This window comes from Erythrobacter sp. BLCC-B19 (assembly GCF_028621955.1).
Taxonomy (GTDB): Bacteria; Pseudomonadota; Alphaproteobacteria; order Sphingomonadales; family Sphingomonadaceae; genus Erythrobacter.
Window position 1 is genome coordinate 2,169,077 of sequence record NZ_CP117516.1, and the last position, 19,648, is coordinate 2,188,724.

Annotated in this window: 21 protein-coding genes; 12 read left to right on the forward strand and 9 right to left on the reverse strand. The window is 67.2% G+C overall.

What is annotated here, in order from left to right; all coding sequences use genetic code 11:
- Positions 1–5: 5 nt before the first annotated feature.
- The 5 genes from PS060_RS09980 to PS060_RS10000 all read right to left on the reverse strand — a co-directional run bounded on the left by PS060_RS09980 (position 6) and on the right by PS060_RS10000 (position 5,325).
- Complete coding sequence (locus tag PS060_RS09980; RefSeq protein WP_273982857.1) at positions 6–1,286, reverse strand: pilus assembly protein CpaE; 1,281 nt, start codon at positions 1,284–1,286, stop codon at positions 6–8.
- Between the two features lie 3 nt (positions 1,287–1,289).
- A complete protein-coding gene (locus PS060_RS09985) occupies positions 1,290–1,964 on the reverse strand; it encodes a CpaD family pilus assembly protein (RefSeq protein WP_273982859.1) in 675 nt (224 codons plus the stop codon).
- Positions 1,965–1,983: 19 nt separating this feature from the next.
- Positions 1,984–3,543: a type II and III secretion system protein family protein gene (locus tag PS060_RS09990; protein WP_273982860.1), complete on the reverse strand. Its 1,560-nt coding sequence runs from the start codon at positions 3,541–3,543 to the stop codon at positions 1,984–1,986.
- Between the two features lie 86 nt (positions 3,544–3,629).
- Positions 3,630–4,745: a Flp pilus assembly protein CpaB gene (gene cpaB / locus PS060_RS09995; RefSeq protein WP_273982861.1), complete on the reverse strand. Its 1,116-nt coding sequence runs from the start codon at positions 4,743–4,745 to the stop codon at positions 3,630–3,632.
- A gap of 88 nt (positions 4,746–4,833) precedes the next feature.
- Positions 4,834–5,325 (reverse strand): A24 family peptidase, encoded by a 492-nt coding sequence (locus PS060_RS10000; protein WP_273982863.1) that lies wholly within the window; start codon positions 5,323–5,325, stop codon positions 4,834–4,836.
- 156 nt (positions 5,326–5,481) lie between these two features.
- Between PS060_RS10000 and PS060_RS10005 the strand changes: the two genes are divergently transcribed.
- The 3 genes from PS060_RS10005 to PS060_RS10015 all read left to right on the forward strand — a co-directional run bounded on the left by PS060_RS10005 (position 5,482) and on the right by PS060_RS10015 (position 7,774).
- Complete coding sequence (locus PS060_RS10005) at positions 5,482–6,438, forward strand: alpha/beta fold hydrolase (protein ID WP_273982865.1); 957 nt, start codon at positions 5,482–5,484, stop codon at positions 6,436–6,438.
- The gene (locus PS060_RS10010; RefSeq protein ID WP_273982866.1) at positions 6,435–7,535 is read left to right on the forward strand and encodes an NAD(P)/FAD-dependent oxidoreductase; all 1,101 of its coding nucleotides are present in this window, start codon (positions 6,435–6,437) and stop codon (positions 7,533–7,535) included. Before PS060_RS10005 ends, PS060_RS10010 begins: the two co-directional genes overlap by 4 nt.
- Before the next feature lie 62 nt (positions 7,536–7,597).
- Positions 7,598–7,774, forward strand: a complete 177-nt coding sequence (locus tag PS060_RS10015) for a YegP family protein (protein WP_081095341.1) — start codon at positions 7,598–7,600, stop codon at positions 7,772–7,774.
- Between the two features lie 120 nt (positions 7,775–7,894).
- On the opposite strand, the gene rnhA is transcribed toward PS060_RS10015, so the two are convergent.
- From rnhA to ispH, 3 genes are read right to left on the reverse strand one after another with little or no spacing between them, the layout of a single operon-like run.
- On the reverse strand, positions 7,895–8,353 hold the full coding sequence (rnhA, locus tag PS060_RS10020; RefSeq protein WP_273982872.1) for a ribonuclease HI: 459 nt from the start codon (positions 8,351–8,353) through the stop codon (positions 7,895–7,897).
- Between the two features lie 25 nt (positions 8,354–8,378).
- On the reverse strand, positions 8,379–9,350 hold the full coding sequence (locus tag PS060_RS10025) for a homoserine kinase (RefSeq protein WP_273982873.1): 972 nt from the start codon (positions 9,348–9,350) through the stop codon (positions 8,379–8,381).
- Between the two features lie 19 nt (positions 9,351–9,369).
- Positions 9,370–10,347: a 4-hydroxy-3-methylbut-2-enyl diphosphate reductase gene (ispH, locus tag PS060_RS10030; RefSeq protein ID WP_273982875.1), complete on the reverse strand. Its 978-nt coding sequence runs from the start codon at positions 10,345–10,347 to the stop codon at positions 9,370–9,372.
- Positions 10,348–10,419: 72 nt separating this feature from the next.
- Here ispH and PS060_RS10035 point away from each other — a divergent pair, with 72 nt between their 5' ends.
- The 9 genes from PS060_RS10035 to tatC all read left to right on the forward strand — a co-directional run bounded on the left by PS060_RS10035 (position 10,420) and on the right by tatC (position 17,918).
- Positions 10,420–11,070: a hypothetical protein gene (locus PS060_RS10035; protein WP_273982876.1), complete on the forward strand. Its 651-nt coding sequence runs from the start codon at positions 10,420–10,422 to the stop codon at positions 11,068–11,070.
- A gap of 220 nt (positions 11,071–11,290) precedes the next feature.
- Complete coding sequence (argS, locus tag PS060_RS10040; protein WP_273982878.1) at positions 11,291–13,033, forward strand: arginine--tRNA ligase; 1,743 nt, start codon at positions 11,291–11,293, stop codon at positions 13,031–13,033.
- A 27-nt stretch (positions 13,034–13,060) separates the two neighbouring features.
- Complete coding sequence (locus tag PS060_RS10045) at positions 13,061–13,747, forward strand: SPOR domain-containing protein (RefSeq protein ID WP_273982879.1); 687 nt, start codon at positions 13,061–13,063, stop codon at positions 13,745–13,747.
- A 139-nt stretch (positions 13,748–13,886) separates the two neighbouring features.
- Positions 13,887–14,909 (forward strand): beta-N-acetylhexosaminidase, encoded by a 1,023-nt coding sequence (gene nagZ / locus PS060_RS10050; protein ID WP_273982880.1) that lies wholly within the window; start codon positions 13,887–13,889, stop codon positions 14,907–14,909.
- Complete coding sequence (locus PS060_RS10055) at positions 14,906–15,691, forward strand: segregation and condensation protein A (protein ID WP_273982882.1); 786 nt, start codon at positions 14,906–14,908, stop codon at positions 15,689–15,691. The genes nagZ and PS060_RS10055 overlap by 4 nt, the downstream gene beginning before the upstream one ends.
- On the forward strand, positions 15,688–16,317 hold the full coding sequence (gene scpB, locus PS060_RS10060; protein ID WP_273982884.1) for an SMC-Scp complex subunit ScpB: 630 nt from the start codon (positions 15,688–15,690) through the stop codon (positions 16,315–16,317). Before PS060_RS10055 ends, scpB begins: the two co-directional genes overlap by 4 nt.
- Before the next feature lie 107 nt (positions 16,318–16,424).
- Entirely contained in the window at positions 16,425–16,673 is a 249-nt protein-coding gene (locus tag PS060_RS10065) for a twin-arginine translocase TatA/TatE family subunit (protein ID WP_273982885.1), read from the forward strand.
- 38 nt (positions 16,674–16,711) lie between these two features.
- Positions 16,712–17,119: a Sec-independent protein translocase protein TatB gene (gene tatB / locus PS060_RS10070; RefSeq protein WP_273982887.1), complete on the forward strand. Its 408-nt coding sequence runs from the start codon at positions 16,712–16,714 to the stop codon at positions 17,117–17,119.
- Positions 17,112–17,918: a twin-arginine translocase subunit TatC gene (gene tatC, locus PS060_RS10075; protein WP_273982888.1), complete on the forward strand. Its 807-nt coding sequence runs from the start codon at positions 17,112–17,114 to the stop codon at positions 17,916–17,918. Before tatB ends, tatC begins: the two co-directional genes overlap by 8 nt.
- On the opposite strand, the gene PS060_RS10080 is transcribed toward tatC, so the two are convergent.
- A complete protein-coding gene (locus PS060_RS10080) occupies positions 17,919–19,580 on the reverse strand; it encodes an amidohydrolase (protein WP_273982890.1) in 1,662 nt (553 codons plus the stop codon).
- Positions 19,581–19,648: the final 68 nt, after the last annotated feature.

The window sequence follows — 19,648 nt, forward strand, 5'->3', positions numbered from 1 at the left end:
TTGCATCAGTCGGCCTTGGTCAGATCGACCTTGGGCTTCTTGGCGAGCATGGCCTTGAAGTCGAAGTTGCCGAGCAGCGACTTCTTCTCCCCGCCCGACGGCGCCACGTCGTCCGAGCTTACGCCCATCACGCGCTCGGCAATCTGACGGATCGCTACGGTTGCCTTGCTCGACCGGTTGGCATCGACGAACACCTGACCCAGCTTGGCCGCGTTCGAGGCCGCCTTGATGTCGTAAGGCACGACGAAGTCGACCTTGCGTTCGATCGAAGCCTCGAAGTCGGCCTTGCTGATTTCGGCCAGCGCCGGCTGCACCTTGTTGGCCACGATCATCGGATGCGCGTGGGCCGCATTGGTCTTGAGCCACGACAGCAGCCGGATCGTGTCGCGGGCCGAGGCCAGCGTCAGCTCGCAGGTCAGCACCACCAGATTCACGTCAGCCAGCAGCTGCGGGAAGTTGATGAGCATATTGCGCGGCAGGTCGATCACCGTCATCTCGAACGCCTGACGGAACTCGTCTTCCAGCTGCACGAAGGCCGAACCATCGGTCATCAGCGGCTGGTTGATCGGGGCTTCCGCCGAGAGGATCGAGAGGTTGTCACCGGCGCGCACCATGGCGCGTTCGATGAACAGCGGGTCGATGCGGCTCGGGTTCTCGATCGCGTCGGTCAGACCCCGGCCCGGCTCCAGATCCAGCGCCAGCGCGCCAGTGCCGAAGTGGACATCGAGATCGAGCAGCGCGGTCGGCGACTTGTGCGCCTCGCTGAACAGCCAGGCGAGCGAGGTCGCGATGGTCGAAGCGCCAACGCCTCCACGGGTGCCCACCACAGCGGTCGAGATGTGCCGCTTGGCGCCATCCGCATCGCCCGCCTTGGGGCTCATGAACACCGCCAGCGCCTGATTGAGCGCATCGTGCACCGCCTGCGGCGACAAGGGCTTGAGCAGGTAGTCATGGATGCCGCTCGCGAGCAGATCGCGATAGAGGCGCACGTCGTTGACCTGGCCGATGGCGATCACCACCGTCCCCGGTTCACACACTTCGGCGAGCGCGTTGATGTCGTTGAGCGGATCGCCGCTTTCCGACAGGTCGACCACGAGGATCGCCGGCGAGGCGCTGACCGAGAGCGACTGCACCGCGTTGCGCAGGCCGCCCTTGTTGCACTTTTCCGGCTGCCAGCCGAGCTCGATCACGACCGGGCGCAGCACATCCAGCGCGTTGTCGTCGCAGATATAGGCCGAGAAGGGATCACGATTGCCGGGCAAGCCCGATTTCCAGGGTGCATTCATGGCTTAGTTACCTCCTCCGCCGCCGCCGCCACCGCCGCCGCCTGCGCTTGCATCCATCAGGCCGGACGCGCCGGTCGGTTCCATGTCACGATAGGTCGAGATCGCCTTGTTCGAGGTGGCGATCACGGTTTCGCTTGCGCCCTTCTTGCCTTCCAGCAGATCCTGCGGATCGGCGACCATCGCGGCCAGATTGCCGTTGATCGCGCAGCCGAAGCTGGGGCTGAGGCCGCTCGAATAGTTCATGTCGGACTTGGCCGACCAGTCGGGGCAGCCCGGCACGCTGGCGCTCGAACGGGTGATCACCACACGGGCCTGACCCGGCTGGAGATAGCCCGCCGTCACCGGCGCGGTGTCGCTGATCATCAGGCCATAGCGCGCCGCAAGGTCGCGGATCGCATTGGTCACCGCCGGGTTCTGGCCCGGGTTCTCGATCGCGATGCGATCCCCGTAGCGCAGGTCCATCGTCTCGAACCAGCCGTTGAGGCGCTGCTGTTCGGAAATCGGCAGCCCGGCCGTGGTGGTGGCGACATCAAGCGTCATGTTGGTGCGTTCCACCACCGGCTGCTTGACGCTGTAGAGCGACGTGTTCTGCGGCATCCCGCCGCAGCCAGCCAGGCCCAGGCCAAGCGTCAGCGCCAGCGCGAGCTTGGAGACCGTGATGTTTCGTGCATTCGGCATCGTAATCACCTTTCTCACGTTAGAGGCTGAAGCCCGGGGTGGCGCCCGCAGCGGCGGAACGATCGCCCTTGCGGCTCTTCTTTTCCGCGCGGCGCGGCTTTTCCGGGCTGGTCGGCGCGATCGCGTCGTCCGAACCGGCATCGCTCACCTTGGGGGCGGGCGCTTCCTGATCGGCAGCGGTCGGCCCGGGGCGCGCTTCGCCCGAGATACCGGCGTTGTTCTGGTAGCCGAGCAACTGCTGGAACTCGTTGGCCGAACGATAGCCATCGGTCGGCAGCTTGATGTCCTTGGCGTCCACCGGCTTGACCAGATAGGGGGTGACGATGATCACCAGCTCGGTCTCGCCCTTGCGGAACTGACGGCTGCGGAACAGGTTGCCGAGGATCGGCACATCGCCGAGGCCCGGTGCCTTTTCCAGCTGGTTCTGCGAGTTGGCGCTCATCAGCCCGGCGATCATGAAGCTCTGGCCCGAGCCCAGCTCGATCGTGGTTTCGGTGCGGCGGGTGGTGATCGCCGGCACCTGGAAGCCGTTCAGGGTGATGGCGCCCTGGGTCGAGAGCTCGGACACTTCCGGACGCACGCGCATCGAGATGCGGCCGTTCGAGAGCACCGTCGGGGTGTAGGCGAGGCTCACGCCGAACTGGCGGAACTGCACCGTCACCTGGCCGAGACCCTGAGCGATCGGGATCGGGAATTCGCCGCCGGCCAGGAAGGTCGCGGTTTCGCCCGACAGCGCGGTGAGGTTGGGTTCGGAAATGGTGGTGACCAGACCCAGACGCTCGCTGAGGTCGAGCGTGCCGGCGAGGTCAACCCCGAACAGGCGGCCAAGGCCTGCCAGCGTGGTGCCGCCGGTGGTCGAGATCACCGAGGTGCCGTCGCCGCCTTCGGTGACATTGGTGCCGACCGGCCCGCCGGGGTTGTACTGCACCACCGCACCGCGGCCCGTGCCGATCCCGATCTGGAACCCGTTGGTCGAATCTGCCGAGGTCAGGTTGGCGCCGATCTCGCGAACGAGGCTGCGGCTGACTTCGGCGAACTTGACCTGCAGGTTGACCTGCAAGGGGGTGGCCGTCTTGAGGCGGCTGATGACATTGGTGCCCGTGCCGAGGAAGGCGTTGACGAGGCGCTCGGCCTCGGCCGCGTCTTCCGGCGCGCTCACGGTGCCGGTCAGCAGCACGGTGTTGGTGCCCATCGTCGACACGCTCACCTTGGCATCGGGCATCGCCATCGCGAGCATCTGGTCGATGCTGCCGATGTTCGAGCCGACCCGGACATTGGCCGAGAAGATCACATCGCCGCGTTCGTTGCTGGCATAGACGGTGGTCTCGCCGCCGGCCTTGCCGAACAGGTAAAGCTGGCGCTGCGACTTCACCTGGACGTCGGCGACGGCTTCATTGGCGACAAACACGTCGGCCATGGTGCCCGGCACCGTCACCAGCTCGCCCTTGCCGATCGACAGGACGATTTCCTGCGACGGACGGACGACCTGCTGCGCGGTGGCGGTGGCCGCCGGCATGGCCGCCATCGGCGTCGCAGCGAGTGCGGCTACCAGCAGCTTGATCTTGAACTTGGGTGTCATGGGTTGCCCCCCTTCGGGATTGCCACGGGTCGCCTTGGATTGCGGCGCACGATGGATCATGGTGTTCGTCATGCTCAGGCCCGTCCTTAGTTGACCACGGTCATGCCAGCGGCCGGCACGGTCTGCCCGGCGCGGCGCACGCCGCCCGCGGTGCTGCCGACCACGCCCGTGCTCGAAGCCTTGGCGCTGACCGGCGTTTCAGTGGTGGCCTGCCCACGGGTGACGCGCACGCTCGGGCCGGTGTAGACCGGAGCCGCGCCGCCGCCGCCGCCGCCGCTTGCACGGGCCGGGGCCGGAGCCGGGGCCGACTGGGCCTGCGGCATGGTCTTGGGCGGCACGGTCGAACGCTGGAAGCGCGAGACATCACCGCCGGTGACAAAGGTGGTGCCCTTGTCGAGCGGACGGGCCATTGCCGCCTTGAGCATCTTTTCTTCCTGTTCCGGCGTCGCACCGGCCGGGATCTGGATGTCGCCCGCAGCCACGGCCTTTTCGAGCTCGGACTGGCTGTCCGCGATCGAGCGCAGCACCAGGCTGATCGTGCCGATGGTCTGGGCAACCGCGATCTTCTCGGCGATCTTGGGCGTCACTTCGAGGGTCACCGTGCTGAACTGCTCGACCACGGTCTTGCCGTTCTCGTCGGTGGTCTTTTCGGTGGTCTGGTCGGTCGCAAGGACGCGCAGGTTGCGCAGCACGGTTTCGGCCGTGCGCAGCGTGCAGTTGTCGCAATCGCCTTCGACCTGCTGGGTCAGCACCACGTCGACGCGGTCACCCGGGAAGACGAAGCCTGCCACACCCGACTGGGCCGACACCGGCACGGTCACGGCGCGCATCCCCGGGCCAAGCGCCGCAGCAAGGAAGCCGCGATCGCCCGGCGCGACCAGCGAGCCCTGCGTCACCGGCTCACCGGCGGTGATCGGGTAGCGCACGACGGTGCCGAGCAGCTTGTTCATGTCGGCTTCGCCGTCGATGAAGTAGGCGTCCTGCACCAGCTCCTTGGGCCAGGGCTGGAAGCCCAGCGCGTCGGCGGTGATGATCGTGCCCGCGGTCAGCGCCCGCTTGGCGACCAGAACCCGCGGCCCGGTGGGCACCGCGGCTTCGGCATCGGGGGCAGCGCCTCCGGCGAACATGCTGCGCGCGGCAATCGCCGTGCCGATCGCGATGATCAGTGCACCGAGCAGCAGAACCAGTTTCTTCCTATCCATGGCTCAAATAGCCCCCTCGTAAAAGCCCGTGGTTGGTTAGCGGGCAGGTATGGTTGCGATGCGTAAGTCCTGACTGGTTAAAATCGGGTTATGCGGCCTGAACCGCGCCCAGACCGGCAGGCAGGTAATTGATCGCCAGCACCCACAGCCCGCCAAATGCGATGGCAACGCCGTAGGGAATCTTCAGCTTGTCGCGCTCGCGGCGCATGACGTGCCAGGCCGCCATCACGATCGTCAGCGCGCCCCCGGCGAGCGACATGATCAGCAGCAGCTCCATGAAGTGATAGGGCGTGACCCACAGCGCCAGCGCGGTCAGCAGCTTGACGTCGCCGCCGCCCATGACCTTGAGGGCGAACAGCCCGGCAAACACCGCGAAGGCGCCGAGCGCCAGACCTAGCTGGATGGCCACATCCGGCCACAGCGCCATGCCGCTTGCCCACCAGAAGGCAGGGGCCGTCAGCGCAATGCCGAGGTTCAGCCAATTGTCGATCTGACGGCGGCGGATGTCGGTCATTGCGGCAAAGACCAGCGCAATTGCCAAGGCGATCAGCAGACCGTAGGAAATGGAACTCATCGACATCGTGCCCCGCGATTGAGGCCGGGCGAGATTGCGCCGGCCGTCCTCGATTGGGACACTTCTACAGACCATGACTTACCAAATAGTAACCACACTCCAAGCCCGGCCCTGCGGGCAAGTTCGCAGCCTCGCGGTGAGAAACGGGAAGGGCGTTGCGCCATGATCGACCGCCGCGCCATTCCGCCCCAGGCGCACGAGAGCACGTGGCACGCCGCCGATGGCCACGCCATTCGCCGGATCGACTGGCCCGGCGCCGATCCGTCCGCGCCGCGCGGCTCGATCCTGTTCCTCCCCGGTCGCGGGGACGCCTACGAGAAATATCTCGAAACCCTGCACGAATGGCACGAAGCCGGGTGGCGCGTGACCGGATCGGACTGGCGCGGGCAGGGCGGATCAGGGCGTTTGGGCCGCGACGCGGTGACCGGCCATATCGAGAATTTCTCGATCTGGATCGATGATCTTGCCCACCTGTGGCAATTGTGGGTCGCCGAGACACCCGGGCCGCACGTGCTGGCTGCCCATTCGATGGGCGGGCACCTCGTGCTGCGCGCGCTGGCGGAAAAGCGCGTCGCCCCCGATGCTGTCATTCTCAGCGCGCCGATGACCGGGGTGAACGGCCCGCCGCTGCCGCTTGCCGTGCTGCACAAGGTCGCACAGGCGATGTGCGCGATCGGCGATCCGCTGCGGCAGGCGTGGAAGTGGAGCGAGAAGCCGGGCGAACTGCCCGCCGCGCGCGCGAACCTGCTCACCCACGATCCCGAACGCTATGCCGACGAGGCATGGTGGCGCGGGGCGCGGCCCGAGCTGGTGATGGGCCCGGCGAGCTGGCGCTGGGTCGAACAGGCCTATGCCTCGTGGGCGCGGCTCGAAGCCCCCGGGGCGCTTGAAGCCGTGCAGGTGCCGGTGCTGATCGTCTCGACCGCTGCCGACAAGCTGGTGAGCCACCCCGCCAACCTGCGCGCCGCCGCGCGCCTGCCCAAGGGCGAGCTGATGGCGCTGGGCGACGAAGCCTTCCACGAAGTCCTGCGCGAGGTGGATGCGGTGCGCGGGCCGATCATGGCGCGCATTGCCGCCTTCCTCGATACCGCCGCCCCTCGGCCCGTGGTTCCGGCATGATCCACGATATTGCGATCATCGGCGCCGGGATGGCGGGCGCGAGCCTTGCGGCTGAACTCGCGCCCCACGCCCGCGTGCTGCTGCTGGAGGCGGAGGACGCGCCGGGGTATCACGCCACCGGGCGTTCGGCCGCCTTCTGGGAGGAATGTTACGGCGGCCCCGGCGTGGTGCCGCTGACCCGTGCCTCGGGCGCATACCTGGCCGAACACGGGTTCCTCACCCCGCGCGGCGCGCTCTATGTCGGGCGGGAGGAAGACCGCGCGGCGATGGATGCCTTCCGCGCCAGCTATGACGGCACCGGCGTGGCGCTGGACCGGCTCACGCCCGCAGCGCTCGCCGCCATCGTGCCGCATATCCGCCCCCAATGGAGCGAGGCGCTGCACCAGCCGGCCTGCGCCGATATCGATGTCGCCGGGCTGCACCAGCATTACCTCGGCCTTGCCCGGCGCGGCGGGGTGGACATCGCCTGCCGCGCGCGGGTGGCGGGGCTGCTGCGCGAGAGCGGGGCGTGGACCATCACCACCGAGCGCGGCGAGACGCACCGCGCCGCCACCATCGTCAACGCCGCCGGAGCCTGGGCCGACATGGTCGCCCGCGCTGCCCGCGTGCATCCGGTCGGCATCGCGCCCTTCCGCCGCACGGTCGCCGTGTTGCGGGTCGCCCCGCCGGCCCCGGCCGATCTGCCGCTGGTGATCGATGTCGGCGGCAGCTTCTATTTCAAGCCCGATGCTGGCCGCCTGTGGCTCTCCCCGCATGACGAAATCCCTTCCGACCCCTGCGACGCCGCGCCCGAGGAGCTTGACGTCGCCATCGCCATCGACCGGTTCCAGAACGTCACCGACTGGCGGATCGAGGCGGTCGAGCGGCGCTGGGCGGGCCTCAGAAGCTTCGCGCCCGACCGGATGCCGGTCTATGGCTTTGATCCGGAGGTGGCGGGGTTTTTCTGGTTTGCAGGGCAGGGCGGCTTCGGCATCCAGACCGCACCTGCCGCCGCACGGCTGGCGGCGCAGACCTTGCTGGGGCAGGGGGCGGACGCGATGACGGCGGGGATCGACGCCTCCGCCTATGCGCCTCACCGCCTGCTACAATCCGCCTAGGCAAGCGCGCGCCCATCTGGCATTTCCTTGCCGTGGATTAACCACATGAGGAGGGAGTAGCGATGGCGCACAAGTTCGAGATCTACAAGGATAACGCGGGCGAGTTCCGGGTGCGGTTCAAGTACAATTCGGAAGTGATGTTCTCGACCCAGGGCTATTCGAGCAAGGCGAGCGCGCAGAACGCCATCGATTCGATCAAGAAGAACGGCCCCGACGCCGAGGTTGAAGATAATAGCTGATCCCTAACCTCGTCATTGCGAGGAGCCGAAGGCGACGAAGCAATCCATCACGCGCACTATCCGCCTGTGATGCGGTTCCGCCATGGATTGCTTCGCTTCGCTCGCAATGACGAAATGGGCCTAGTGCCCGAAGGCCGATTTCGGATCGGCCTGCCGTACCGCTTCCTCGCTCGCCAGCGCGTCGGCGCGTTCGTTTTCCGGGTGGCCCGCGTGGCCCTTCACCCATTGCCATGACACCTTGTGCGGCCGCACCGCCGCGATCAGCTCGCGCCACAGGTCTTCGTTGGCGACGGGCTTTTTCGCCGCATTGACCCAGCCGCGCTTCTGCCAGCCGAAGATCCACTGGGTCATCCCGTCGATGACATAGCGGCTGTCGGTGTGGACGGTGACCGCGCAGGGTTCCTTCAGCGCGGTGAGGCCGCGCAGCACGGCGGTCATCTCCATGCGGTTGTTGGTCGTCTCGGGCTCTCCGCCGACCAGTTCCTTCTCGTGCCCGCCGCTGCGCAGGATCGCGGCCCAGCCGCCGGGGCCGGGATTGCCCTTGCACGCCCCGTCTGTGAAGATGTCGACCTGTTTCATCGCGGCGGCTTTGGCGGGCCGGGCCTCACCCTGCAAGCAGCCCTGCGCCGTTCTCGTCGTAAAAGCGCCAGCGCCGGACGAATTGCATCGGGTCCTTGCGCGTCACCAGCGCATCGTCGGGGGTGTCGAGCCAGTCTTCCGCGCGGCTGGCGACAAACCTGAGGCACGCGCCCTTGGCCACTGCGGGGAACAGCGCGCGCTCTTCGGGCAACAGGCGGCGCACGCTCTGATAGCCCTCGATCAGCGCCGCGCCGCAATCCGCGCGGTAGGCATTCTGCGCGTCGAAGCACCACGCGGCATGGGTCACCGCCAGATCGAGCACCATCGGCCCCGTGCAGGCGAAGTAGAAATCGATCAGCCCCGTCACCCGGTCGCCCAGCATCAGGACATTATCGGGGAACAGGTCGGTGTGGGTCTGCGATTGCGGCAGGGCCGCAAGGTCGAGCGCGGCGGCGGCCTCGGCATGGGCGAGCATCGCGGGCAGCTGCGGGTCGATCGTCCCCAGCGCCGCCGCACCGCATTGGGCGAGGATCGCGGCGCTCGCGGCGAAGTCCATCGCATTGGCGCGGGTGTGGGGGAAATCCTGCGCGGCAAGGTGAAGGTTCGCCAGCACCGCCCCGATAGAGCGGGCCTGCGCGGGCGTAGGGCGGGTGGGGGAGACACCGGGCAGGAACTCGATCAGCGCCGCCGCCTTGCCCTCGACCATGCGCCACGATGCGCCGGAGCGGTCATGCATGGTGCGCGGCACCGGGCAGCCCTTGCCCGCGAGATGATCGAGCAGGGCGAGGAAATAGGGCAGATCGGCATAGTCGATCCGCCGTTCATAGAGCGTCAGAATGAAGCGCGTGCCGCTATCGCCGCTGCCGGTCGTCTCGACCAGCCAGTTCGAATTGGACACGCCCTCGGCGATGCCCTTGGCCATCACCAGATCGCCGACGTCATATTCGCCGATCAGCCGGGCGAGGTCTTCCGCGCCCAGATGGGTATAGACCGCCATATCCCCCTCCGCGACGCGCCTATTCGGTCAGCTGGCGGGGCAGCTTGAACACCATCTTCTCGACGGTGGCGGTGATTTCCTTTTCGTGGATCGTGCGGTGCCGGCCAAGCGCTTCGACCACCTCGCGCACCAGAATCTCGGGTGCCGAAGCCCCGGCAGTCAGCCCCAGCGTTTCCACACCGTCGAGCCAGGCAAAGTCGATTTCCGAGGCGCGCTGGATCAGCTTGGCAGGCGTGCCGAGCCGTTCCGACACCTCGACCAGCCGCAGCGAGTTCGAGGAATTGGGCGCGCCGATCACCAGCACCAGATCGCAGTCATGCGCCAGTTCCTTGACCGCCGCCTGACGGTTGGAAGTCGCATAGCAGATGTCCTCCGCCTTCGGCCCGAGGATATTGGGATAACGCCATTCGAGCGCCTGAATCACCTCGCGCGTGTCGTCGACCGACAGCGTGGTCTGGGTGAGGTAGGCCAGCTCCTCGTCCGAATCGAACGGCAGCTTGTCGACATCCTCGATCGTCTCGACCAGCGTCATCTGCCCCGGCTCGACCTGCCCCATCGTGCCGATCACTTCCGGGTGGCCTTCATGGCCGATAAAGATGATGTGGCGGCCCTTTTCGATCTGGCGTTCGGCCTGACGGTGGATCTTGCTCACCAGCGGGCAGGTGGCATCGACATAGAGCAGCTGGCGGCGCTTGGCCTCGGCCGGCACGGTCTTGGGCACGCCGTGGGCGCTGAACACCACCGGCGCATCATCGGGCACCTCGTTCAGCTCCTTGACGAACACCGCGCCCTTGGCCTTCAGCCCTTCGACGACATATTTGTTGTGGACGATCTCGTGGCGCACATAGACCGGCGCGCCATAGCGTTCGAGCGCCTTCTCGACGATCTCGATCGCCCGGTCGACTCCGGCGCAGAACCCGCGCGGGGCAGCGATCAGCAGGTTGAGGGGCGGGAGATTGGCGGCAGGCGCTTCGGCAGCGGGAAAGGGCGCGTTCATGTTACCCCCCCTAGCGCTTTTGGCCCGTCCTCGCTAGGGCGCACGGGATCGTTTAATTCGAGGACGGCTTTGATGAAGCTTGGCGCACGCGCATTTCTGGCCCTTTCCGCTGTGTCGGCGCTTGCCGCCTGTTCGCAGAAGGGTGAGCTGGTGGTCGATCAGGGCATCGGCATCGCCAGCGTGCTGACCCTGTGTCCGGCGGTCGGTATCCCCGACTATACCGGCGACATCACCACCTTCCGCAACGCGGCCGACACCACCGTCGCCAGTCTCGATGTCAGCGCGGCGATGACTGACCTGCGCTCGACCTGCAACGACAGCGCCGACCAGATCTATTCCGAGGCGACCTTCACCGTGAACGCCCGCCGCAGCGACACCCGCGGCGCGCGGACGGTGGAACTGCCCTATTTCGTCACCGTCCTGCGTGGCGGTAGCGCGGTCGTCTCCAAGCGGATCGGCACGGTCAGCCTGACCTTCGCCGACGGGCAGGATCGCGCCACCGGCACCGCCAAGGCGGGCAGCTTCGTCAACCGCGCCGATGCGGCGCTGCCCGAAGACATCCGCCAGAAGATCACCAAGCGACGACGCGCCGGGGACACCGAGGCCGCGCTCGATCCGCTGGCTGACCCCGAAGTGAAGGCCGCGATCGCGCGCACCCGCTTCGAAATGCTGGTCGGCTTCCAGCTGACCGAGGCGCAATTGCGTTACAACGCGACGCGTTGACGTTTCCGCAGCCCCTCCGGGCTGCGAAATCCTCGCTCATGCGGCCTGAAGGCCGCGTCGCTGCGGGCGGCCGGTCGGCCTTGCGGTGGCTTTGCCACCGTTCTGGTGCCACACGCGCCCTTGCGGCTGTTGCGTCCCTCTTTCGTCTCCCCGGGCTTGACCCGGGGCCCCGCTTCCTTCTTTGCACGCGCGAACCATCGCGCACCGCCACGAGACCGCCATGACCCAGACTCTCTACGCCGCCCACGCGGCTCTGATCGAACAAGTGCTGACCGATCTGGTCGCCGAAGGGACGCTGCCTGCGGACACGTCCTTCGCCAATGTCACGCTGGAACCGCCGCGCGATGCGTCGCATGGCGATCTTGCCACCAACGCCGCGATGGTGCTGGCCAAGCCTGCGGGTCTCAACCCGCGCGCGCTCGCCGAGGCGATCACGGCCAAGCTCGCCGTGCACCCCGGCATCACCAGCGCCGAGATTGCCGGGCCGGGCTTCATCAACCTGCGCCTCGCGCCCGCCGCCTGGCTCGCCGAATTGCAGGCCATCGCCCAGCTTGCCGCCGATTACGGCCGCTCCGGAATGGGCGGGGGCAAGGTCGTGAATGTCGAATATGTCTCGGCCAACCCCACCGGCCCGATGCACATGGGCCATTGCCGCGGCGCGGTGGTGGGCGATGCGCTGGCCGGGCTGCTCGAATTCGCGGGCCACAAGGTCATCAAGGAATATTACGTCAATGATGCCGGCGCGCAGGTCGATGTCCTCGCCCGCTCGGTGCACCTGCGCTACCGCGAGGCGCTGGGGGCCGAGATCACGATTCCCGAAGGGCTCTATCCCGGCGAATATCTGAAGCCGGTGGGCGAGGCGCTCGCCGCCGAGTTCGGCGAAACCTACGCCGCCGCGCCCGAGGCCGAGTGGCTCATCCTGTTCCGCACCCGCGCGGTCGCGGCGATGATGGACATGATCCGCGCCGACCTCGCCACGCTTGGCATCGCGCACGACCTGTTCTCCTCCGAGGCCGAATTGCAGGCCTCGGGCAAGGTCGATGCCGCCGAACAATGGCTGCGCGACCATGACCTCGTCTATGACGGCGTGCTTGAAGCCCCCAAGGGCAAAGCCCCGCCCGAGGATTGGGAACCCGTCCAACTCCCGCTGTTCCGCTCGACCAAGTTCGGGGACGATCAGGATCGCCCGATCAAGAAGTCGAACGGCGCGTGGACCTATTTCGGCGCGGACCTTGCCTACCACTTCCAGAAGGCGCAGACCGCCGATGCCCTCGTCGATATCTGGGGCGCGGACCATGCGGGGACGGTGAAGCGGATCAAGGCCGCGGTCGCCGCGCTGACCAGTGCGGATGGCGCGGCCCCGAAGCCCTTCGAGGTCAAGCTCGTCCAGATGGTGCAGCTGATGAAGGGCGGCCAGCCGTTCAAGATGTCGAAGCGCGCGGGCAATTTCGTCACGCTTGCCGATGTCGTCGAGATGGTCGGCAAGGATGTGGTGCGCTTCACCATGCTGACCCGCAAGCCCGACGCGCAGATGGACTTCGATTTCGACAAGGTGGTCGAAGCCTCGAAGGATAATCCGGTGTTCTATGTGCAATATGCCCATGCCCGGATCCGCTCGACGTTGCGCAAGGCGGCTGACGCGGGGCTAACGCCGTCGGGCGCAGACCTTGACCGGCTGGGCGCGGAGGAATTGGCCCTCGTCGCGCGCGCCGCGCAGTTCCCGCGCGAGATCGAGGCCGCCGCGCGCGCGCGCGAGCCGCACCGGATCGCCTTCTATCTCTATGATCTGGCAGCCGATCTCCATTCCTACTGGAACCTCGGTAACGACCGTCCGGAAAAGCGCTTCATCGTGGAACAGGATGCGCAAGTGACGGCGGCAAGGCTTTTCCTCGCCGCCGCGATCGGGCAAGTGATCCGCAATGGTCTTGGCGTTCTGGGCGTCGAGGCGGTTGAATCCATGTAACGGCTCAGAGGAACGCGAAGGATCGCCATGATCGACGCCGAGTACGAAGAACTGGACGACGAAGGCCTTGGGGAAGGTGCAGGCGAGCTTGATCTGGCCGACACCGACAGCCTGCCGTGGCTCGAATCCGATGAGGAGGACGAGGATGCGGGCGGGCTGGATACGGGCCAGATCGTGCTTTTCGCGGTCGGTCTGGTGGCCTTGCTCGGCGCGGTGGTCGGCGGCGTGTGGTGGGTCTCGAACCGCGCCAGCAGCACCGATGTGGTGGCCGATGGCAGCGTGATCGAAGCGCCCGCCGGGCCGATCAAGCAGAAGCCCGAGGATCCGGGCGGCAAGACCTTCGCGGGCACCGGCAATGTCGCGCCGGTGGTGGGCGAGGGCGGCTCGCGCCCGGCCGTGGTGGCCGAAGCCTCCCCCGCGCCCGCAGTCCCGACACCCGCAGCCAGCCCGTCCGCCGCCGCGTCGACTGCCGCGCCGGTGCCGGGCATTGGTGTCCAGCTCGCCGCCTACGGCACCCGCGCCCGCGCCGAACAGGGCTGGGTCGATCTCGCAAGGCGCACCGACGCGCTCACCGGGGTCAAGCACCGGGTGGTCGAAGGCAAGGTCGATATCGGCACGGTCTATCGCTTGCAGGCGGTCGCGGGCAGCCGGGCCGAGGCTGATCGGCTGTGCGCGGCGCTGAAGGCTGACGGGGTCGATTGCCAGGTCAAGTAGGCTGCGCCGTGGCGGCGCGGCGTTGCCGGGCTTGCGCGGCTGTTGCAGCGTCTTGTCGTGGTTTTGCGGGTCTTTTCCCCGCTCTTGAGACCCGCCCGCCCTTGCAGGCCGCGCGCCGCAATGCGAACCTTGTCGCCTTATGATTCCGGCAATCTTCGGCCTTGGCGGCCCCGTCCTGACTGCGGACGAGCGCGCTTTTTTCCGCGAATGCGACCCGGCGGGCTATATCCTTTTCGGGCGCAATTGTGTCGATCCGGTGCAGTTGCGGGCGCTGACCGATGACCTCAGGAGCATCCACGGGCGGGATCGTCTGCTGGTCTCGATCGATCAGGAAGGTGGCCGCGTCGCGCGTCTGAGACCGCCGCATTGGGCGGCCTATCCGGCGGGCGAAGCGTTTGAAAAACTGTACGAAATCGCGCCTGCCAGCGCAATCGAGGCGGCCCGCGCCAATGCGACCGCGATGGCGCTGGAACTGTCGGCGATGGGGGTCACGGTCGACTACCACCCCCCGCTCGACTTGCGCGTGCCGGGTGCCCATGACGTGATCGGCGACCGCGCCTTCGGCAGCGATCCGATGGCGGTGGCGGCATTGGGCCGGGCGGTGCTCGAAGGGTTGGCCGCAGGCGGCGTGACGGGCTGCGTCAAGCATATGCCGGGCCACGGCCGCACCGATGTCGACACCCACAAGGCGCTCCCCACGGTCACCGCGAGCGCGACCGATCTGGAGGATGACCTTTCTCCATTTCGCACGTTGAATCAGGCGCTTATCGGCATGACCGGGCACCTGGTCTTCACCGCCTGGGATGCCGAAAACCCGGCAACCCTGTCCGAAACCGTGATCCGCGAGATCATCAGAGGGCAGATCGGTTTCGACGGGCTGCTGCTGACCGACGACATCGACATGGAAGCGCTCGGCGGCTCGATCCCCCAACGCGCCGCGCGCGCCCATGCGGCGGGGTGTGATATCATCCTGAATTGCTGGGCGAAAATGGACGATATGGTGGGCATCTGCGAGGTCTTGCCGACCATGTCCGATACCACAGCCGCGCGGCTTGACCGGGCGCTGGCGGGCACCCGGATCGCGCCCGCCATCGCGCCGCAAGCAGCTGAATTGCTGGCGAAACGTGATGCGCTGCTGGCGCTGACAGGTACCCCTGCATGAGCGAGGCCGACCAGCCCTTCATGTTCCCCCCCGACGCCGGGCGGCAGGATGGCGACGCGCTCTACCTCGCGCTGGGCGCGTGGGAAGGGCCGCTCGACCTGCTGCTCGATCTGGCGCGGCGGCAGAAGGTTGACCTCAGGCAAATCTCGATCCTCGCGCTGGTCGACCAGTACCTCACCTATATCGAGCGCGCGGGCGCGCTGAAGTTGGAGCTGGCGGCGGATTACCTCGTCATGGCAGCCTGGCTTGCCTACCTCAAATCGGCGATGCTGCTGCCCAAGGCCGAGCAGGAAGACCCTTCGCCGGAAGAGCTCGCGCTCAAGCTGCAACTGCGCCTGCAACGGCTGGGTGCGATGCGCGAGGCGGCGGCGCGGCTGATGGGGCGCGACCGGATCGGGCGCGACGTGTTTCTGCGAGGGAGCCCCGAAGGCCTGCGCACGGATCGCAAGACCGTGTGGCGCTCAGACCTGTTCACGCTCATTCAGGCCTACGGGCAGGTCAAGGCGCGCACAGCCCCGCGCATCTACCATGTTGCGAACCGCCCGGTGATGACGCTCGATTCCGCGCTGGAGCGGGTCGCGGCGATGCTGGGCGTGACGCTGGAATGGATGGAAATCAGGGACTTCCTGCCGCCCCACGCCTCGCCCGAGCTGAAGCGCTCGGCGCTCGCCTCCAGCTTTGTCGCGGCGCTTGAGCTGACCAAGCGCGGCAAGGCCGAGCTGGATCAGGACGGCGCCTTTGCCCCCTTGCGCATCCGCCGGCTGAAGGACGCGGCTGCATGACGGGCGAGGAGCCCGGCACGCTCGAACGCGCGGTCGAGGCGACGCTGTTTGCCGCCGAGACCCCCATGAGCGTCGAGGCCTTGGCAGGCCATCTGGGCGGTCTGGAACACCGTGAGGTGCGCGAGGCACTCGGCCTGCTCGAAGCGCGCTATGCCAATCGCGGGGTGCATCTCGTCGAGCGCGCGGGCCGCTGGCATTTCGAGACCGCGCCCGATCTTGCCCACCTGCTGCGGCGCGAGAAGGAGCAGGTGCGCCGCCTGAGCCGCGCGGCCACCGAGGTGCTGGCGATCATTGCCTATCACGAGCCGGTCAGCCGCGCCGAGATCGAGTCGATCCGCGGGGTGCAGACCAGCGCAGGCACATTGGATGTGCTGATGGAGGCGGGCTGGGTGCGCCCGGCGGGGCGCCGCGAAGTGCCGGGCCGCCCGGTGATCTATGCCACCACGCCCGAATTCCTCGATCACTTCGGCCTCGCCAGCCGCCGCGACCTGCCTGGGATCGACGAATTGCGCGCCGCGGGCCTGCTCGATCCCGTCGACGAGGCGATGGAGGCTGCGATGCGGTTCGAGCCGGACGAGGAACCGGACGAAGGCACCAGCGCAGACGACGAGAATCTGGCGGACTGACTCGCAATCTGCAACCGCTTGGCCTAGATGGGGGGTAGTAGAGCGGCGAGGCGCGCCCCGTCATGCGGCGCCCTTTTACCCCCGGCCGCACTTGTGGAGTTGAGACAATGGGTTTTTCGTCGATCTGGCACTGGGTGATCGTCCTGCTGATCGTGCTCATCCTGTTCGGCCGCGGTCGCATTGCCGAAATGATGGGCGATTTCGGCAAGGGCATTTCCAGCTTCAAGAAGGGTCTGAACGAGACCGAGGACACCGCCGCCAAGGCCGCCCGGATCGAACCGCCGGCCCCCGCGCCGACGCCTGCCGAAACCCCCGCGCCGACGACGCTCGACAAGTCCGATACCCCCGGCGCCTGATCGTCCTTCCCAAGGAGGCGGGCTGACCGCACCCCTATATGTTCGACATCGGCGCTGGAGAACTGCTGGTCATCCTGATCGTCGCGGTGGTGGTGATCGGGCCGAAAGACCTGCCGCTCGCCATGCGCACGGCCGGGCGCTGGATCGGCAAGATGCGGCGCATCTCGGCCCATTTCCGCAGCGGCATCGACGCGATGGTGCGCGAGGCTGAACTTGAGGAAATGGAAAAGAAGTGGAAGGCGCAGAACGAGGAAATCATGCGCCGTTCCGCCGCGCTGACCGAGGCTGAGGCGGGCGCGCCGGTGATGACCGGGCCGCCTCCTGTGGAAACGACTCCTGTGGATACGCCGCCGGTGGATACGTCGCCAGCGCCCGAGGCTCCTCCCGCTGCAACGCCCCCCGCGCAGCCGCCGCTGCCGCTCTCCAAGGGGTCGGGCGATGTTTAAGATCGACGACCTTGATGAAACCCGCGCCCCGCTGCTCGACCATCTGATCGAGCTGCGCACCCGCGTGATCCGTGCGCTGCTGGCGCTGGGGGTGGGCTTCGCGGTGTGTTTCTACTTCGCCGACGAGATCCTCGGGATTCTGGTGCAGCCCTTGAAGAACGCCTTTCCCGAAGGGCAGGGCCAGCTGATCTTCACCAAGCTTCCGGAAGTGTTCTTCGTCGAGCTGAAGGTCGCGCTGTTCGCAGGCTTCATGGTCAGCTTTCCGGTGATCGCCAATCAGATGTGGGCCTTCATCGCGCCGGGGCTTTATGCGCGGGAGAAGAAGGCGTTTCTGCCCTTCCTGCTGGCCACCCCGATCCTGTTCACGGCGGGCGCGTGCCTTGCCTATTTCGTGGTGATGCCGGTCGCCTTCACCTTCTTCCTCGGCTTTGGCGGGACGACCGGCGGCCTCAACGTGCAGGCCTTGCCGAGCGCGGGCGATTATCTCAGCCTGGTGATGCAGTTCATCCTCGCCTTTGGCCTCACCTTCCTGCTGCCGGTGCTGCTGCTGCTGCTCCACCGCGCCGGGATCGTCACCCGCGATCAGATGGTGGCGGCGCGGCGCTATGTGATCGTGGTGATCTTCGTGATTGCGGCGATCGTGACACCGCCCGATCCGGGTTCGCAGATCGTGCTGGCGGTGCCGCTGTGGCTGCTGTTCGAAGCCTCGCTGGTGCTGATGCGCTTTCAGGAGAAGGCGGTCGCGGCCGACAAGGCCGCGCGCGCGGCCGAGGAAGCGGCAGGGCAGGCGGCGGAGTAACTACTCCCCTCTTACCTTCACCCCGCCGATCCACACCCCGATCACCTTGGTTTCGCGCAAGCCCTCGGGCGAGGCGAACAGCGGGTCGCGGTCGATCAGCAGGAAGTCGGCGCGTTCGCCGGGGATCAGGCGGCCGAAGCGTCCTTCGGCAAACCCGGCAAAGGCGGCATCGGACGTGTATCCGGCAAGCGCGGCTTCGCGGCTCACCGTCTCCTGCGGCAGCCACCCGCCGAAAGGCTCGCCCTTGGCATCGGTGCGGCTGATCGCGGCGGCCATTCCGGCCCATGGGTCGGCAGGCTCGACCGGCGCGTCGGAGCCGAAGGCCAGTCGCCCGCCTGCCTTCTGCACGCTGCGCCAGGGATAGGCGCCCGCCAGCCGATCCGGCCCCAGCCGCGCCTCGGCCATCAGCCGGTCGGAGGTCTGGTGGAGCGGCTGCATCGAGGCGATCACCCCGTGCTGGCCGGTGCGCGCAATATCGACCGGGTCGATGATCTGCGCGTGCTCGATCCGCCAGCGCCGGTCACCCTTGTAGCTTTCGGAGAGTTCCTCGACCGCGCCCAGCACTTCGGCATTGGCTGCATCGCCAATCGCGTGAACGGCGGTCTGGAACCCCTTCATCGCCGCGCGGCTCATCAGATTGCGCAGCTGGGCGGGCGAGAGAAACGGCAGGCCTTTGGCCCCCGGATCATCGTGATAGGGCGCCTTGAGGCTCGCCCCGCGCGATCCCAGCGCGCCGTCGAGATAGAGCTTGATCCCGCCCATCCGCAGCTTGTCGTCGTACAGCCACACGGTCGGCTCTGCCCCGGCGGCGAGTTCGAGGGTCTCGAACGAATCGGCATAGGCCATGATCCGGATCTGCAGGCGGCCCTCGTCGCCCGCGCGTCGATAAGTCATCCAGTCGGGCAGCTTGGTGCCCATGTCGGCGACCGCGGTGACGCCGTAGTTCAGCAGCACCTCCTGCGCCTTGGCAAAGGCCAGGTCGCGGTCTTCGGGGCGGGGGGCGGGGACGATCTTGCCGACCAGTCCGATCGCATTGTCGACAAACACGCCCGCAGGCGCGCCCTTGGCATCGCGGATGATCTTGCCGCCTGCGGGGTCAGGGGTCTTGGCGGTCACGCCTGCACCGGTGATCGCCAGCGTGTTGCCCCAATTGGCGTGATTGTCCGCGCGTTCGAGCCACACCGGCCGGTCGGCCACCACGCTGTCGAGTTCGGCGGCGGTGGGGAAGCGGCCAAGGCCCCACTTCTCCTGATTCCACCCGCGCCCCAAAATCCACGGGCGGCCCGGATTGGCCTCGGCAAAGGCCTTGATCTTCGCCAGCGCCTCATCGAGCGATTTCGTGTCCGACAGGTCGAGCGTCAGCGCGGCAAAGCCCATGTCCATGACATGGACATGGGCGTCGATCATGCCGGGCACCATCACCTGCCCCTTGCCATCGATCAGGTAATCGGTGCGCGGGCGCGCGTCGTTGCGGGACAGCAGCTGCACAATCCTGCCGTCATCGTCGAACACAAGCCCGCTGAAGCGTTCGACCTTGCCTTGCGCATTGATCGTCACCCCATCGACATTGTCGACCAGCGTATCGGCCAGCGCAGGGGCGGCAAGGGCGAGGGCAGAGACGGCAGCGAGGGTGCGGGCCGCGCGGGCGGTGAGGTGAAGCATGGCGATCCTGATTGAAAATGCGTCAGCCGCGCTGCCTATCGCCTTGCGCTGCGCTTGCCAACTTTCAC